This is a genomic window from Enterococcus plantarum, from assembly GCF_001730295.1.
Taxonomy (GTDB): domain Bacteria; phylum Bacillota; class Bacilli; order Lactobacillales; family Enterococcaceae; genus Enterococcus_L; species Enterococcus_L plantarum.
This window is the reverse complement of sequence record NZ_MIKA01000002.1, coordinates 33,757-49,265: the sequence shown is the minus strand read 5'-3', so window position 1 is coordinate 49,265 and position 15,509 is coordinate 33,757. Positions and strand designations below refer to the sequence as shown.

14 protein-coding genes and 1 other annotated feature are annotated in these 15,509 nt (G+C 38.1%); of the genes, 6 read left to right on the top strand and 8 right to left on the bottom strand.

The genetic code is table 11. The features are described from left to right. Window positions 1–17: 17 nt before the first annotated feature. Window positions 18–218 (bottom strand) — a binding site (T-box leader). Window position 219: 1 nt separating this feature from the next. The 7 genes from gltX to BCR22_RS01520 form a co-directional block, all read right to left on the bottom strand. After that, window positions 220–1,677 carry a glutamate--tRNA ligase gene (gene gltX, locus BCR22_RS01550; RefSeq protein ID WP_069653251.1) on the bottom strand — a complete coding sequence of 486 codons (1,458 nt, stop codon included), beginning with the start codon at window positions 1,675–1,677 and terminating at the stop codon, window positions 220–222. 15 nt (window positions 1,678–1,692) lie between these two features. Further along, window positions 1,693–2,166 carry a 2-C-methyl-D-erythritol 2,4-cyclodiphosphate synthase gene (ispF, locus tag BCR22_RS01545; protein ID WP_069653250.1) on the bottom strand — a complete coding sequence of 158 codons (474 nt, stop codon included), beginning with the start codon at window positions 2,164–2,166 and terminating at the stop codon, window positions 1,693–1,695. An 8-nt stretch (window positions 2,167–2,174) separates the two neighbouring features. Continuing rightward, window positions 2,175–2,927 (bottom strand): 2-C-methyl-D-erythritol 4-phosphate cytidylyltransferase, encoded by a 753-nt coding sequence (ispD, locus tag BCR22_RS01540; RefSeq protein ID WP_338030534.1) that lies wholly within the window; start codon window positions 2,925–2,927, stop codon window positions 2,175–2,177. Continuing rightward, a complete protein-coding gene (locus BCR22_RS01535; protein ID WP_069653249.1) occupies window positions 2,887–4,029 on the bottom strand; it encodes a PIN/TRAM domain-containing protein in 1,143 nt (380 codons plus the stop codon). Before BCR22_RS01535 ends, ispD begins: the two co-directional genes overlap by 41 nt. A gap of 90 nt (window positions 4,030–4,119) precedes the next feature. Further along, complete coding sequence (gene radA, locus BCR22_RS01530; protein ID WP_069653248.1) at window positions 4,120–5,490, bottom strand: DNA repair protein RadA; 1,371 nt, start codon at window positions 5,488–5,490, stop codon at window positions 4,120–4,122. Window positions 5,491–5,594: 104 nt separating this feature from the next. Then, window positions 5,595–6,074, bottom strand: coding sequence for a dCTP deaminase/dUTPase family protein (locus BCR22_RS01525; RefSeq protein ID WP_069653247.1), 480 nt, complete (start codon window positions 6,072–6,074; stop codon window positions 5,595–5,597). A 110-nt stretch (window positions 6,075–6,184) separates the two neighbouring features. After that, window positions 6,185–7,552, bottom strand: coding sequence for a hypothetical protein (locus BCR22_RS01520; RefSeq protein WP_069653246.1), 1,368 nt, complete (start codon window positions 7,550–7,552; stop codon window positions 6,185–6,187). A gap of 370 nt (window positions 7,553–7,922) precedes the next feature. Between BCR22_RS01520 and serC the strand changes: the two genes are divergently transcribed. The 5 genes from serC (at window position 7,923) to BCR22_RS01495 (ending at window position 13,626) form a co-directional block, all read left to right on the top strand. Next, complete coding sequence (gene serC, locus BCR22_RS01515) at window positions 7,923–9,014, top strand: 3-phosphoserine/phosphohydroxythreonine transaminase (RefSeq protein ID WP_069653245.1); 1,092 nt, start codon at window positions 7,923–7,925, stop codon at window positions 9,012–9,014. After that, window positions 9,015–10,202 (top strand): phosphoglycerate dehydrogenase, encoded by a 1,188-nt coding sequence (locus BCR22_RS01510; RefSeq protein ID WP_069653244.1) that lies wholly within the window; start codon window positions 9,015–9,017, stop codon window positions 10,200–10,202. After that, window positions 10,202–11,446, top strand: coding sequence for a DUF1015 domain-containing protein (locus BCR22_RS01505; RefSeq protein WP_069653243.1), 1,245 nt, complete (start codon window positions 10,202–10,204; stop codon window positions 11,444–11,446). Before BCR22_RS01510 ends, BCR22_RS01505 begins: the two co-directional genes overlap by 1 nt. 116 nt (window positions 11,447–11,562) lie before the next feature. After that, the gene (proB, locus tag BCR22_RS01500) at window positions 11,563–12,357 is read left to right on the top strand and encodes a glutamate 5-kinase (protein ID WP_069653242.1); all 795 of its coding nucleotides are present in this window, start codon (window positions 11,563–11,565) and stop codon (window positions 12,355–12,357) included. A 21-nt stretch (window positions 12,358–12,378) separates the two neighbouring features. Further along, window positions 12,379–13,626 (top strand): glutamate-5-semialdehyde dehydrogenase, encoded by a 1,248-nt coding sequence (locus BCR22_RS01495; RefSeq protein ID WP_069653241.1) that lies wholly within the window; start codon window positions 12,379–12,381, stop codon window positions 13,624–13,626. 34 nt (window positions 13,627–13,660) lie between these two features. On the opposite strand, the gene BCR22_RS01490 is transcribed toward BCR22_RS01495, so the two are convergent. Beyond that, window positions 13,661–14,314, bottom strand: coding sequence for a helix-turn-helix domain-containing protein (locus BCR22_RS01490; RefSeq protein WP_069653240.1), 654 nt, complete (start codon window positions 14,312–14,314; stop codon window positions 13,661–13,663). Between the two features lie 302 nt (window positions 14,315–14,616). Between BCR22_RS01490 and hisJ the strand changes: the two genes are divergently transcribed. Next, window positions 14,617–15,444, top strand: a complete 828-nt coding sequence (gene hisJ / locus BCR22_RS01485) for a histidinol-phosphatase HisJ (protein ID WP_069653239.1) — start codon at window positions 14,617–14,619, stop codon at window positions 15,442–15,444. Window positions 15,445–15,509 lie beyond the last annotated feature (65 nt).

The window sequence follows — 15,509 nt, the reverse complement described above, 5'->3', positions numbered from 1 at the left end:
AAACGACATAACTCCGTTTAAAAGACGCTTCTGCGTGGTTCCACTTTTTTTTACAGGTCTCCCTGCCTCAAAACAGATAACGGTTGTTGGCCGTTTTCAGCTACATATCGCCGAAACTATTCAAAGATGCATTTCAAAAAGTGCTGACAACTGTTTTCACCATCCACAGTCTCTCTATAGACACGCGCTTTTTTACTTCTTCTTCTCTACATATTTCTATTATAAAACGTTATTTAAATGATCTAAGGCTTTTTCTTTTCCTAAAAGTTCAATCGTATCGCCTAATTCTGGACCATGTACTTGTCCTGAAACAGCTACACGGATTGGCATAAATAGATTTTTGCCTTTTACGCCAGTTTCTTTTTGAACTGCTTTGATCCCAGCTTTGATGCTTGGTACATCAACAACATCCATTGCTTCTAATTGTGCTTTGAACGCCGCTAAAACTGCTGGAACAGTTTCACCAGCTAAAACTTCTTTTGCCGCTTCATCTAAAACTGGATGCTCATTGAAGAACAATTCAGATACATTGACGATTTCAGCTGCATAACTCATTTGTGGTTGGTATAAGCTAACTACTTTTTTCAGCCATTCCAATTTTTCTCCGCTTGGTTGTGCTTCGATTTTGCCTTCTGCTACTAAATAAGGAAGACACATATCTGTTAAAACATCTAAATCTAATTGCTTCATATATTGGTTATTGACCCACTCAAGTTTCTTTCCATCAAAGGCAGCTGGTGACTTGCTTAAGCGTTCTGGATCAAAGATTTTGATCAATTCTTTTGGTGAGAAGATTTCTTCTTCTCCAACTGGGGACCAACCTAATAACGCTGTGAAATTAAACATTGCTTCTGGTAAATAGCCAAGTTCACGGTATTGTTCAATAAATTGTAAAATCGATTCATCCCGTTTGCTTAATTTTTTACCCGTTTCAGAATTGATGATTAACGTCATATGACCAAATTCGGGTGCTTTCCAGCCAAATGCTTCATAAATCATCAATTGTTTTGGTGTATTCGCAATATGATCGTCCCCACGTAAGACATGCGTGATTTTCATCATGTGATCGTCTACCGCTACCGCAAAATTATAGGTCGGCATGCCATCACGTTTTTGGATGACAAAATCGCCACCGATATTATCTGATTCAAAAACGATTTCGCCTTTAACCATATCTTCAAATGTATAAGACGTATTTCTTGGTACACGGAAACGAATCACTGACTCAAGACCTTGTGCTTCTTTTTCCGCTTGCTCAGTAGGAGTCAAATCCGCACACTTACCAGCGTAATGTGGCATTTCACCACGGGCACGTTGTGCTTCTCTTTCAGCTTCTAATTCTTCTTCAGTACAGTAACATTTATACGCACGATTGCTTACTAATAATTGATCGATTAAAGGTTGATAAATTTCGCTACGTTCTGATTGACGATACGGACCATATTCACCTGGTTTTTCAGGAGATTCATCCCAATCCATTCCTAGCCATGCTAGATTTTCTAATTGGCTTTTTTCCCCATCTTCGATATTTCTTTTTTGATCGGTATCTTCGATGCGGATGATAAATTCGCCATCGTTGTGGCGGGCAAATAAATAGTTAAATAAAGCTGTTCTTGCATTTCCGATATGCAAGTGTCCAGTTGGACTTGGTGCATAACGTACACGTACTTTTGTCATTGTGCATTCCTCTTTCTATTTTTCAAGTAAAGCGACCGCAATCGCTCCCAGACCTTCTTCTTGACCAATAAAACCCATTTTTTCCATCGTTGTTGCTTTTAAATTGAGTTGATTCGTTTCAATTTGACAGGCCTTAGCGATGTTTTCTTTCATTTGTTCTAAATAAGGTTTCATTTTTGGTTGTTCTGCTAAAATTGTACAATCAATGTTGCCAATAGTAAAGCCACCAGCCAAAATTTTTTGATTTACTTCATGTAATAATTTCAGTGAGTCCGCCTCTTTAAATGCCGGATCTGTATCAGGAAATAAATGTCCAATATCACCCAGACCTGCAGCGCCAAGCAAAGCGTCTGTAATTGCATGTAGCAACACATCTGCATCTGAGTGTCCTAATAAGCCTTTTTCAAAAGGTAGTTCTACACCACCAATGATCAACTTACGTCCTTCTACCAGTTGATGAACATCAAATCCTTGTCCAATTCGTATCATTTTTTCACCTAGCTTCTTTTTCGTTTGACGATTGATTCGCCGATCAGCATATCTTCTGGTGTGGTCAATTTGATATTTTCGTAACTTCCCAATACCATCGAAACAGGTAAATTACTGTATTTTTCAATAAGAGATGCCTCGTCTGTTCCTAAATAACCTTCTTGCTGTGCACAAACATGCACGGCAAGTAAATCCTCTCCATAAAAGGCTTGAGGGGTTTGTATTTGCCATAATGTTTCACGTGGAACCGTCTCTTGTACGATTCCATCCGTCACTCGCTTGATTGTATCTTTGACAGGAACACCTAAAATAGCGGCTCTCGTTTCTTGTACTTTCTGATGCAATAATTTCAATTGTGTCAGATTGACGAAGGGTCTTGCGCCGTCATGAACCATCACAATATTTTTCAAAGAAAATACTGCATTCAAGCCATTATACACGCTATATTGCCGCTCATGACCACCAGAGACGATTGTTATCGGGCATCTTATTTTCTTTGCTTCTTTCTTGATCATTTCACTTAATAAAACTTGTTCGTCTTCTTGTGCGACTAAAATAATATGTTTGCATGCAGGATCATTTAAGAAAGTATTTAGCGAATAAGAAATAACTGGTTTACCGATCAGATGCAATAAAATCTTATTTCGGCTAGCACCCATTCTCTTCCCTTGACCCGCCGCCAACAAAATGACTTCATAATCCAGAGCTTCATTTCTATTTTTAGATTTTTTCATTAGTTTTGCTGTCTTCTTTGCTATCATTGATACCTCGTCCAGAGTGAGCAGGCTTTGCAAAAATCATCCGGCCAGCTGCAGTCTGTAAAGCACTGGTAACAACTACTTGAATGTGTTCATTCATATAATGCTGACCATCTTCAACGACAACCATCGTACCATCATCCAAATACGCCACACCTTGTTGACGTTCTGTTCCAGCTTTTACAACCATTACATTCATTGTTTCGCCAGGAATCACAACTGGTTTTACCGCATTTGCTAAAGCATTGATGTTTAAAACAGGAACATTTTGAAATTCAGAAACTTTATTTAAGTTATAATCATTTGTTACGACCACGCCATCCAATAATTTTGCTAGTTTAATCAGTTTACTATCGACTTCTGAAATATCTTCAAAATCACCTTCATACATTTCAACCGAAATACCATCTTCTTTTTGCAACGCATTTAAAATATCCAAGCCACGTCGTCCACGAACACGTTTAAGACTATCACCAGAGTCCGCAATATATTGCAGTTCATACAGCACAAAATTAGGAATCAAAATAACTCCTTCTAAAAAGCCAGTTTTCGCAATATCGTAAATTCTACCGTCAATGATTACGCTTGTATCTAAAATTTTGTATTTATGGAAACGATCTTCTACCCTACGATCCAAGACTTCTCCTTGGCCTTCCGTTTGAAGTTTTTTCTGTTTCGGAGTAAAAATTTTACGCCATTCATCAATTCGAGTAGTTCCCATACGAAACCCAAGATAGCCAAAAATAATCATGACTAAAATCGGCAAGACGCTATTCACAAACGGGATATTCAAGTTATACATTGGAATTGAAATAATCACACCAATGATCAACCCAAGAATTGCGCCGACACTTCCGAATAATAGATACGTTAAACTCATTTCATTTAATGATGCTTCTACTTTTTTTACAACTGAAACAATATACTTTGCTAACCCTAACGATAATATAAAGAAAATAAGTGCACCAATCAAACTGTTAGTAAAGTTATTGTTCAACCATGTATTATCTGCCTGTTTCGCCATGTCCCAAGCTATTGGTAATAGTGAAATACCTAAGCTTGCGCCAGCGACGACCATCAGCAATGTGATGACACGTTTTTGCATAGATTCATCCTCCAATATAGTTATACTTATTTAAAGATTGAAAGAAAGAGGTCGTGACGATCCTCTTGTATCGATCTCTTTACTCTCAGTCTATTTGAATACTTTTCTTAGTGTTTCACCGATTGTCGCTACGCCGACAATCTCGATTCCTTCTGGTGGGGTCCAACCGCCTAAGTTATTTTTTGGTAAATAAATCTTCGTGAATCCTAGTTTTTGTGCTTCGCGTACTCGTTGTTCGATACTATTCACTCGACGAATCTCACCAGTCAACCCAATTTCACCTATAAAACATTCGGTTGGTCTTGTGCCATTTTCTTTATAACTGGACGCAATACTCACCGCGACCGCTAAATCGATTGCAGGTTCGTTGATTTTTACGCCGCCAGCAGCTTTTAAATATGCATCTTGATTTTGTAATAACAATCCAGCGCGTTTCTCTAAAACTGCCATGATCAAGGAAACTCGGTTAAAATCCAATCCAGTTGTTGTCCGTTTTGCATTTCCAAACATCGTTGGAGTGACTAAAGCCTGAACCTCAACTAAAATGGGGCGTGTTCCTTCCATAGCAACCACTATCGCAGATCCCGTAGCATCCGCCAAGCGTTCTTCTAAAAATACTTGCGATGGATTCGCGACTTCTTCTAATCCATGCTCCCGCATTTCAAAAATGCCGATCTCATTAGTGGAACCAAAACGATTTTTGACTGCTCTCAATATTCTGAAAGTATGATGCTTATCTCCCTCAAAATATAAGACAGTATCTACCATATGTTCTAGCATACGCGGTCCTGCAATTGACCCTTCTTTCGTCACATGACCAACAATAAAAACAGCAATACCATTGGTTTTAGCGATTTTCAATAATTCAGCTGTTGTTTCTCGCACTTGACTGACACTTCCAGCCACACTCGTCACATCAGGTTGTGTCATCGTTTGAATGGAATCGATGATTACGTAATCAGGTTCTAATTTTTCAATTGCTCGAGAAATTTCATTCATATCTGTTTCAGCGTACAAATAAAATTCAGTATCGATCGAACTTAACCGCTCGGCACGCATTTTGATTTGCTCCGCACTCTCTTCTCCAGAAACGTAAAGCACTTTGCCACCGATTTCAGCAAGTTGTTGTGATACTTGTAACAGCAATGTTGATTTACCGATTCCAGGATCGCCGCCAATCAAAACAAGTGATCCAGGCACTACGCCGCCACCTAACACACGGTTCAACTCTACCAGTTTTGTTTTGACTCTCGGTTCTTTTTTTGGAACCACTTCAGCTAAGCGCTGAGGCTGTGTCTTTTTCCCAGTTAAACTGACTCTAGCACGACGATCGGTCGTATCTTGAATGATTTCTTCTGTCATTGTGTTCCACTGACCACAATTGGGACAGCGACCTAAATATTTAGGGGAAATATACCCGCACGTTTGACACTCAAATTGAACTTTTGCTTTTTTTGCCATATGCTATCCCCTCATTTTTAATGTATTCTTTATTTTACCATAGTATAGGCTTCTTAGACTAAGACTTCCCACTGTAAAATACGCAGTTTCCAAGCGATTTGATCTTAATTTTTGCCTGAAGAACCAAAACCACCTGTACGCTCGTTTTCGACATCATCAACATCTGCTAAAAGAAACGGTTTAAAAATCCCTTGGCCGATTCGTTCACCTTTTTCAATAACCATTTCTTCATAGCCGAAATTCAGAAATTGAAACATAATATGTCCTTCGTTGCCTTCGTTATTATAATAATCACGATCGATCACGCCTACGCCATTCGCTAACATTAAAAAACGTTTTAATGGGTTGGATGAGCGACTTACTAATTCTAAGTATTCATTTTCAGCCATGTATGCTTTGATCCCTGTTTTTACTAAGACGGGTTTTGGTGTTATGCCTTGTGCTTGTAATTGCCAAATGCTTGGGACAACTACTGTTTCTGCTGCTTCAAAGTCGTAACCTGCAGCGCCTTTTGTCGCACGCTCAGGGATAGCAATCCCTTGGTCTGCATAATCTGTAATAATTTCAAATCCTCGTTGTTTCATCAAAAATCTCCTCTACTTGTAAACTATTTCTATTTTAACATATTACACTGATTCCTAGCTGGCTTTTACAGTATCTTTACTAATCTCTTGTATTTTTTAATGTTTACACATCATTTAGACTCATTTCGTTCATGTTTTACTACCTCATAAAGAATAAATGAAAAAAATGACATCAGACCAATAATACTGATTATATGAATATGCTCCACCACTTGAAGTGCAATTGGATTATGAGTCCGATGCGCTGTGATTTGCAGAACTGTTTTTACTGGTAACTGTGCTTGTTTCGCTAGTAACCATAAGACACTCATCAATAATAATTGATGTGTCACACTGCCTTTCGTTTGAGTGCTGTACTTCGTAATGATTCGTTGATCTTGAGGTAAAATGGCTTCCTGATAGTATTGTTGATTCAAAAAACTACCTGTCGCACTGATGAAACAGCTGAGCAAAAAAATGCCAACTGGAAAAATTGGACGGAACAATAAAAAAAATAGTGACAGGATAAAACCGCCCAGATGAATGATTTTAGGATCGACATTAGGGAACAGATGATATAAAAATTTAATAACAAAAGCAGCTCCGACGATACCCAAAACATAAGGAATATATAAATTAGCAGTCAGACGATCGATCCCTAAACGTAAAGAAACATAAAAGGTTCCAAAAAGCAGTAGAAAGTTCATACACATCCCATTAGCAAATGTCATTAAGTTCAACCACAAAGGGAGTTTCCATGTTTTTCTTTGACTGTTTAAATACCAGCCGGCTATTACAAATAAAATAGAAAAACCAATCAACCCTACATCCAAAAGTTTTGGATCAAATAACAATCGAGCAGAACGGATAAATAACAATAATACAAAGAAAAACAAAAATAAAAAGAACTCTTTGACCGATATCACTTGTTTATTGACCTCATTGAAATCAATCTCATAGTCAGGATAATGGGTAACTGTATGATACGCTGCAATATAAAGCAAAGCATACTCCCCTAAAACTAAAGGAATCCTCAATTCTTTCGGCAACGTCAATGATGCAATCACGCCACCGAATAGCAGCAAGATAAAAAGATATTTTCTACCAGTCAACGCTGAATACCCTTGTTGCTTCTCGTGATAATTAACGGTGGTATTAGCAGCTGGCAACCATGATGCACTAAGTCCCAGTAAAACAGCTGAAAAAAGATAGGCAGGAAAATAAAACTGACCTAACACGCCAATTAAACACCCTGCACCTCCCAGCAGAATCGAAATAATCAATATATTAAAGCTTGACAATGATAGCTTGAAGCTCTTTAACAAAAATATCCCCGTCATCCGAAACGTATAGAACAAGACAAACGGCAACACTCTTTCCAAAGTTGTGCCATCACTTAAACTCAAAAATAAAAAATAAGGAATAAAAATAATTGTATTAGATAATATAAAAGGCGCAACTTGTAAACAATTGCGGGCTAATTCTTTCAATTTAGACATTGTTTCTTCTCCTTTTAAAGCATATTGTTATGTAGGTAGTCTACCACGTTCATGAAAAAAGTGGAATCGATCTCCAAATTAAACCAAAGAAGAGTTAGGATCGATCAAAGACACTCGACAATACTGTACCAGTTAGTAATCCTTCTTTCTACGCTTTCGCTTCGTACGACTCTCCACTCTCCATAAGAGTTAAACCTGTTTATCGATTTATAAACAAGTTTGCTTTACGTCTATAAAAAATGAAAAACTCTGTGAAAAATACGAAACTAGCTTTTTAATCTTTTTTTAATGTAAGGTTTCTGTTATAATGGTTTTCACATTTACTATTTGACTAGTCGATGAATGAGCATATCAAAGGAGAGATAGATGTATGAAAACTGTTTACAATTTTTCAGCTGGACCCGCCGTTTTACCTAAAAGTGTTTTGGAAAAAGCACAATCCGAATTGGTGAATTACGAGAACAGCGGCATGTCCGTGATGGAGTTAAGTCATCGTTCCTCCCTTTTTGAATCGATCATCGAACGTGCAGAAACATTACTTAGAGAATTAATGACGATTCCCGATAATTATAAAGTGCTCTTCTTACAAGGGGGCGCAAGTATGCAATTTACGATGGTTCCGTTGAATTTAGCACAAAATAAAAAAGCGATTTACGTCAATACTGGCTCATGGGCGAAAAAAGCCATTAGTGAAGCGAAAAAAATTGATAATGTAGATGTTCAAGTCATTGCTTCAAGCGAAGATAAAAATTTCTCGTATATTCCTGACATTCATAAAGAAGACATTCCACAAGATGCAGCTTATGTTCATATCACGACCAATAATACCATTGAAGGCACAACGATTTATGATTTACCAGATACAGGTGAAGTTCCAATTGTGGCTGACATGTCTTCAAATATTTTGTCGATCGATTATAATGTTGCTGACTTTGGATTGATTTATGCAGGTGCCCAAAAAAATATCGGCCCTGCTGGTTTGACCGTTGTGATCGTTCGTGATGATTTGATCGGTCAGGCAGATATTATTAGTGCTATGTTAGATTATGATATCCATGCGAAAAATGGCTCAATGTACAATACACCGCCAACTTATGGTATCTATATGGCAAAACTTGTCTTTGAATGGATCAAAGAACAAGGCGGTGTAAGTCAAATGGAAAAACAAAATAAAGAAAAAGCCGCTATTTTATATGATGAGCTGGATTCATCTGCTCTATTTTCTTCACCAGTAAATCCTAAAGACCGTTCGATCAATAATATTCCTTTTATTACTGGAAATGATGAACTTGATAAAAAATTCAATCAAGAAGCACTAGCAGCAGGTTTTGAGAACTTAAAAGGACACCGTTCTGTAGGTGGTATGCGTGCAAGTTTGTACAATGCCTTTCCCAAAGATGGGGTTATGGCTTTAGTCGAGTTGATGAAACAATTTGAAGCAGAAAATGGAGGAACAAAATAGATGTATGATATTAAAACATTCAATGCAATTGCACCAGTTGGTTTAGCACGTTTTAACGAAGAAAATTTTACGATCAATAAAACTGAATTGCCCGCCGGTATTATCTTACGTAGCGAAAAACTCCATGATTATGACTTCCCAGCTTCTGTTCTAGCCGTTGCTCGTGCTGGCGCTGGAACCAATAACGTCCCAGTCAAACAATGTACCGAAGATGGTATCGTTGTATTTAACACGCCTGGAGCCAATGCTAACGCTGTAAAAGAGTTAGTGATTGCTTGCTTGCTTCTCTCTGTGCGCCCGATTCTAAAAGGCTCTAATTGGGTTCAAACCTTGACCGGAACAGACACTGAAGAACAAGTTGAAGCACAGAAAAAACAGTTTGCCGGTACTGAACTAGAAGGCAAAAAACTTGGTGTGATCGGTCTTGGTGCAATCGGTGCAATGGTTGCCAACGATGCTTACCGTTTAGGCATGGAAGTCACCGGCTTCGATCCATTTGTTTCTGTTGACACCGCTTGGAGTATCTCACGTCGGGTCAAACGGGCGCAAAGTATGGAAGAAGTCCTAAAGACCTGTGATTTTATTACCGTACACGTTCCTTTATCTGAAAATACGCATCATCTGATTGGCAAAGAGCAACTAGCTCAAATGAAAAAGAATGCGGTCTTGCTTAACTTTGCCCGTGGTGAGCTAGTCGATACAAAAGCTGTGATTGACGCTTTAGCTCAAGGTGAAATCAGCAATTTCGTTACAGACTTTGCCGATGAACGTCTCTTACACAACGAAAAAATCTTAGTTCTTCCCCATCTAGGAGCTTCTACAGAAGAAGCTGAAATCAATTGTGCGAAAATGGCCGCACGTACCTTAAAAAAATTCCTGGAAACTGGCAATATCAAACGTTCTGTCAATTTCCCTACGGTAGAAATGGCCTTTAATTCACCTTTCCGTTTTACAATTGTACACAGAAATGTTCCAAATATGTTAGGTCAAATCTCAACTGGCATTGCAAATTTAGAGATCAATATCGATACCATGATCAACCGTAGTCGTGACGATTATGCCTACACAATTGTTGATATTGCAGAAACTGACGAAGAAAAAATCAATGCTGCTGCCGAGAAAATTCAAGCAGCCGAAAACATCATCCGAGTACGGACAATCAAAAATAATGAGGCGGTGAGTTATTAATGGTTAAAATCCACCCTTTCAAAAGTATCCGTCCAGCAACTGAGTTTAGCGAAAAAATCGCGACCTTACCTTATGATGTTTTAAATTCTGCTGAAGCAAGAGAATTAGGCGCAAATAATCCATACTCCTACTTGCATATCGACAAAGCAGAAATCGATTTACCTGAAACACTTTCGTCTTATGATGATCAAGTCTACGAAAAAGCCGCACGTAATTTACAAGCATTTTTACAAAAAAAATGGCTGATCCAAGATGACCAACCGCTTTTGTACCTTTATGAATTAACAATGAACGGTCGCGCTCAAACAGGACTTGTGACTTGTACCTCGATCTCTGACTATACAGAAGGTAAAATCAAAAAACATGAATTTACTCGTCCAGAAAAAGAAGTTGACCGTATTCGCCATATTGAAGCCTGTGATGCCAATACTAGCCCGATTTTTCTAACCTATCGCCAACACAAACAGATTCAAACGGTGACAGATGATTGGAAAACAACTCATGCTCCCGTTTACGATTTTGCAAGTTTCCATGACGTTACACATCGTGTTTGGCTTATAGACCAACCGGAAGTAATCGAACAACTAGTGACACGTTTCGCTCAAGACGTACCTGCTTTATATATTGCAGATGGACATCACCGGACAGAATCTGCAGTAAAAGTTGGACAAAAGAAAAAAGAAGCATATCCTGAAGCAACTGAGACAGCTGAATTCAACTACTTCTTATCTGTCATTTTTCCTAAAGAAGAGTTGGAAATTTTAGATTATAACCGTGTCTTGAAGGTCCCAATCGAAACAAATTTCTTTGAACAGTTGGAAAAGAATTTCGTAGTCTCAAAAACAGAGAGTGGAAAGCCTACTCAAGCAAAAACGTTTGGCATGTATTTAGATGGACAATGGTTTGCTTTGACTGCTAAAGAAGAGATTTTATCTGATGACCCGGTTGCTGGTCTGGACGTTTCTTTACTTCAACATCATGTATTCGCAGATATTTTTGATATTCAAGATGTCCGTACAGATAAGCGTATTGATTTTGTGGGTGGTATTCGCGGAATGCAGGAATTAGAACAATTAGTCGATAGTGGGCAATGGTCGGTCGCTTTCGCTGTTTACCCAACAACGATGGATGATTTACTAAATGTTGCGGATGCTGGAAAAATTATGCCGCCAAAATCAACTTGGTTTGAACCTAAATTATTAAGTGGATTATTTGTTCATGATTTAGAGACAAACGACGTATAAAGCTGTAAAATAGAAGAATAAAATCGAAGCTTGGACAAAAGCAACATTTTTGTCCAAGCTTTCTTGCAAATAATCGAAAACGGCTATCTAGAATCAGCTAATAAGTGAGGTCAACCATGCGAAAACAATTAAAAGAAGCAAAACGAATCGTCATTAAAGTAGGGACAAGTACATTGATTTATCCCAATGGAAATATCAATTTAAGCGCCATTGATCAATTGGCGTTCACCTTATCCGATTTACGTAACCAAGACAAAGAAATCATTTTAGTGTCATCAGGTGCGATCGGTGTCGGTCTAAATAAACTGAACATGGACAAACGTCCCCCAACCATTCCAGAACAACAAGCAGTGGCTGCCGTTGGGCAAGCAGAGTTGATGAATATTTACAATCAGCGCTTTTTGACTTACAGCCAGCAAATTGCTCAGCTACTATTGACTAGAGATGTAATTGAATATCCGGAAAGCCGCAAAAACGTAACCAATACCATCGAGCAACTCCTACAGATGGGGATTATTCCTGTCATCAATGAAAATGATACTGTCGCCATCGATGAATTGGATCATCTAACAAAATTCGGTGACAATGACCAATTATCTGCAATCGTAGCACAGCTGATTCAGGCAGATGCGCTGATCATGTTATCTGATATCGATGGCTTCTTTTCCGATAATCCGAATACAAATAAAGATGCCACTCTTTTTTCTGAAATCAATGAAATAAATGACGAGCTACTACAATTAGCAGGTGGGAAAGGGAGTCGCTTTGGAACTGGTGGTATGTATAGCAAATTAAAGGCCGCAGAGCGTGTATTAGCGCATAATGGTGCTATGATTTTAGCAAACGGACAACAACCAAAAATCATTTTTGATATTTTGGCTGGCGAAAATATCGGGACACTATTTATTTAACAAAAAAAGGAGGAGCGCTTCATGACTGATTTAACACAACTAGGCAAACAAGCCAAAGAAACAGCGTATCAACTAGGCTTGATGGATACAAAAATGAAAAATGATTTATTGTTGCATATGGCCGATGAGATAGAAAATAACACCGCTAAAATCTTGACTGAAAATCAAAAAGATTTAGCCACAGCTACAGAAAACGGCATTACTGATACGATGCTGGATCGCTTACGTTTGACAGACGAACGAATCCAAGAAATGGCCGACGGGATTCGCCAAGTAGCAACCTTGCCTGATCCAATTGGAGAGGTCGATAAAATGTGGAAAAATGAAGATGGCTTGATGATCGGTAAACAACGTGTACCATTAGGTGTGATTGGTATCATCTACGAATCACGTCCAAATGTGACGACAGATGCTGCAAGCTTATGTTTTAAAACGGGCAATGCCGTGATTTTACGCGGTGGTAAAGAAGCGTTTCATTCAAATCAAATCTTAGTTACCGTTTTACAACAAGCCTTAACACAAAAAGAAGTCTCTCCTTTTGCGATTCAATTTGTTGACGATACTTCTAGAGAAACAGCACAACAATTGATGAAATTAAATGATTATCTAGATGTTTTGATTCCGCGAGGCGGCGCTAATCTGATCAAAACAGTTTTAACCACTGCGACTGTTCCAGTAATCGAAACCGGCACTGGTAATTGTCATGTTTATATCGACAAGGACGCCCAATTGAAGATGGCAACTAATATCATCGTCAACGCAAAATGCCAACGCCCTTCTGTTTGTAATTCTGCTGAAACGTTGCTGATCCATCAAGAGGTCGCAGCGGATTTCCTCCCTGTTATCGAAAAAGCCTTAAATGAATATAACGTGGAATTACGAGCTGATGAACGAGCGCTAGCTATTTTTGAACAATCGATCCCAGCCACTGAAGAAGATTGGGAAACTGAGTTCAATGACTATATTTTAGCCGTTAAAGTTGTCGATTCTTTAGAAGAAGCAATCCATCATATCAATCGTTATAATACTAAACATTCTGAAAGCATCATTAGTGACAATTATTTTGCTACGCAACAATTTTTGCAGCAAGTAGACGCAGCAGCGGTTTATGCTAATGCTTCCACACGCTTTACAGATGGATTTGTTTTTGGTTTTGGAGCCGAAATTGGGATCAGCACACAGAAATTACATGCACGTGGTCCGATGGGCTTAGCAGAATTGACTTCTACGAAATATATTGTCTATGGTGATGGACAGTATCGGAAGTAAGCAGAGTAAAAATTCCTTAGAGACGATTGCCTATCTAAGGAATTTTTTCATATTCTTTACTCATTATGTCCCGATACATCCCTGGGATAGACTCCCAAGAAACAAAAGATATTCGTCTTACGTAAATCCCTTTATGTTGTACTAATGCGTAGTTTTTTCCTTCAGGTGCTTGACCACCAGAAAAAGTCAATTTACTTCCTTCACCAAAAGGATCGTCAAGGACCCAAATATCTTTATACGGATCTGGAAATTGTAACCCATCTTTACTCTCTTCATACTCTTTTCCGCCATTATAAGTAACTTTCGTAGGCAAAGTCGCATACCCTATTTTCATTTCCATAAATGGATTAAACCGATCTACCCATTGATTTTTATATTGATACACATTCAAAAAAATCACACCAACTAACAACACGATCCCGGTTGTGATCAATCCATATTTATACACTTTCTTTAACTTTAAATCTGTATCGATTCTTTTTACCATTTTTGAATCTCCTCTCAAAAACTCATCTAAAGTAATCCCAAACAACTCACTTAACGTTATCAACATGTGAACATCTGGATAAGTACGTCCAGTTTCCCAGCTAGAAATTGTTTTATCTGACACATTCAGCTTTTCCGCTAAATCTTTTTGTGTCCATTCATTTATACTTCGATATTTTTTTAACTGCGTTTTTAGTTCCACTATCCAAGCTCCTTTCTAACTCTAATTTATAATAAGAAGGATACATTAGGCTACCTTGTATTTGTAGAAAGAGTACAATCAAGGTGTCTATATTTTGTAGAATGCTAATAGAGCAACCTTTTTCCTATATTCATTATATCAAAGAGAGAGAACTTTTTACGGAGATACTTTACTCCTATTGCTTATTTTCTTACATTTACTATCTTCTTCAGATATACATTTAGAATTCCTTTTGATACACTATCTATAACTATAACTGATGCAAGAGAACGTTATACACCATTAAAAAAGGAGGCTATTTCATGAAACGCGATGGTCACACCCACACAGAATTTTGTCCCCATGGAAAAGTGGAAGACACTGAACTTCTGATCCAACGGGCAATCAGTCTAGGATTTAAAGAATACAGCATCACAGAGCATGCCCCTTTACCTACTGGCATAGAAAAATTTGCCGCAGGTGACCCCAACATATGGACAACGGCTTCGATGGCTTCGAATGATGTGGATAACTATTTAAAACAGATGAATAACTTGCGGAAAAAATACGCTTCTGACATCATTATTCACATTGGCTTTGAATTGGATTATTTTTCCGAATTTGAAGGATGGACGCGAGATTTTTTAACTGAGTACGGACCACAAACGGACGATGGCATTTTATCCGTACATTTTCTTGAAGGTGATGGTGGATTACGTGGTATCGACTATTCTTTTGAAGAATACAAGACAGGCGTCGTTGATTATTTAGGTAGTTTTGAAAAGGCTCAAAAACGTTACTATCAAAAGGTTTTAGCTTCTTTAGAAGCGGATCTAGGTCACTTTAAACCTACGCGCTTAGGACATATTTCTTTATGCCAAAAATTCGAACGTTTCTTTGATGAATCGATTCATTATTCTTCTGAAAATAAAGCACTTGTCCACACCCTTTTAGACCGTATACAGCAGGAAAAATACAGCTTAGATTTAAACACAGCTGGTTTTTATAAACAAGGTTATCAACAGAGTTATCCACAGGTGTGGATAACTAAAAAAGCAAGTGAATTAGAGATTCCACTGATTTATGGATCAGACACACATTCCTTAACGGATATTGGACGAGGATATGAAAAAATCAAGAGCTGGATTTGAAAAATGAGACTATCACAGAGTACTAAACTCTCGGATAGTTTTACTTTTTTGATTTTCTTTAATTT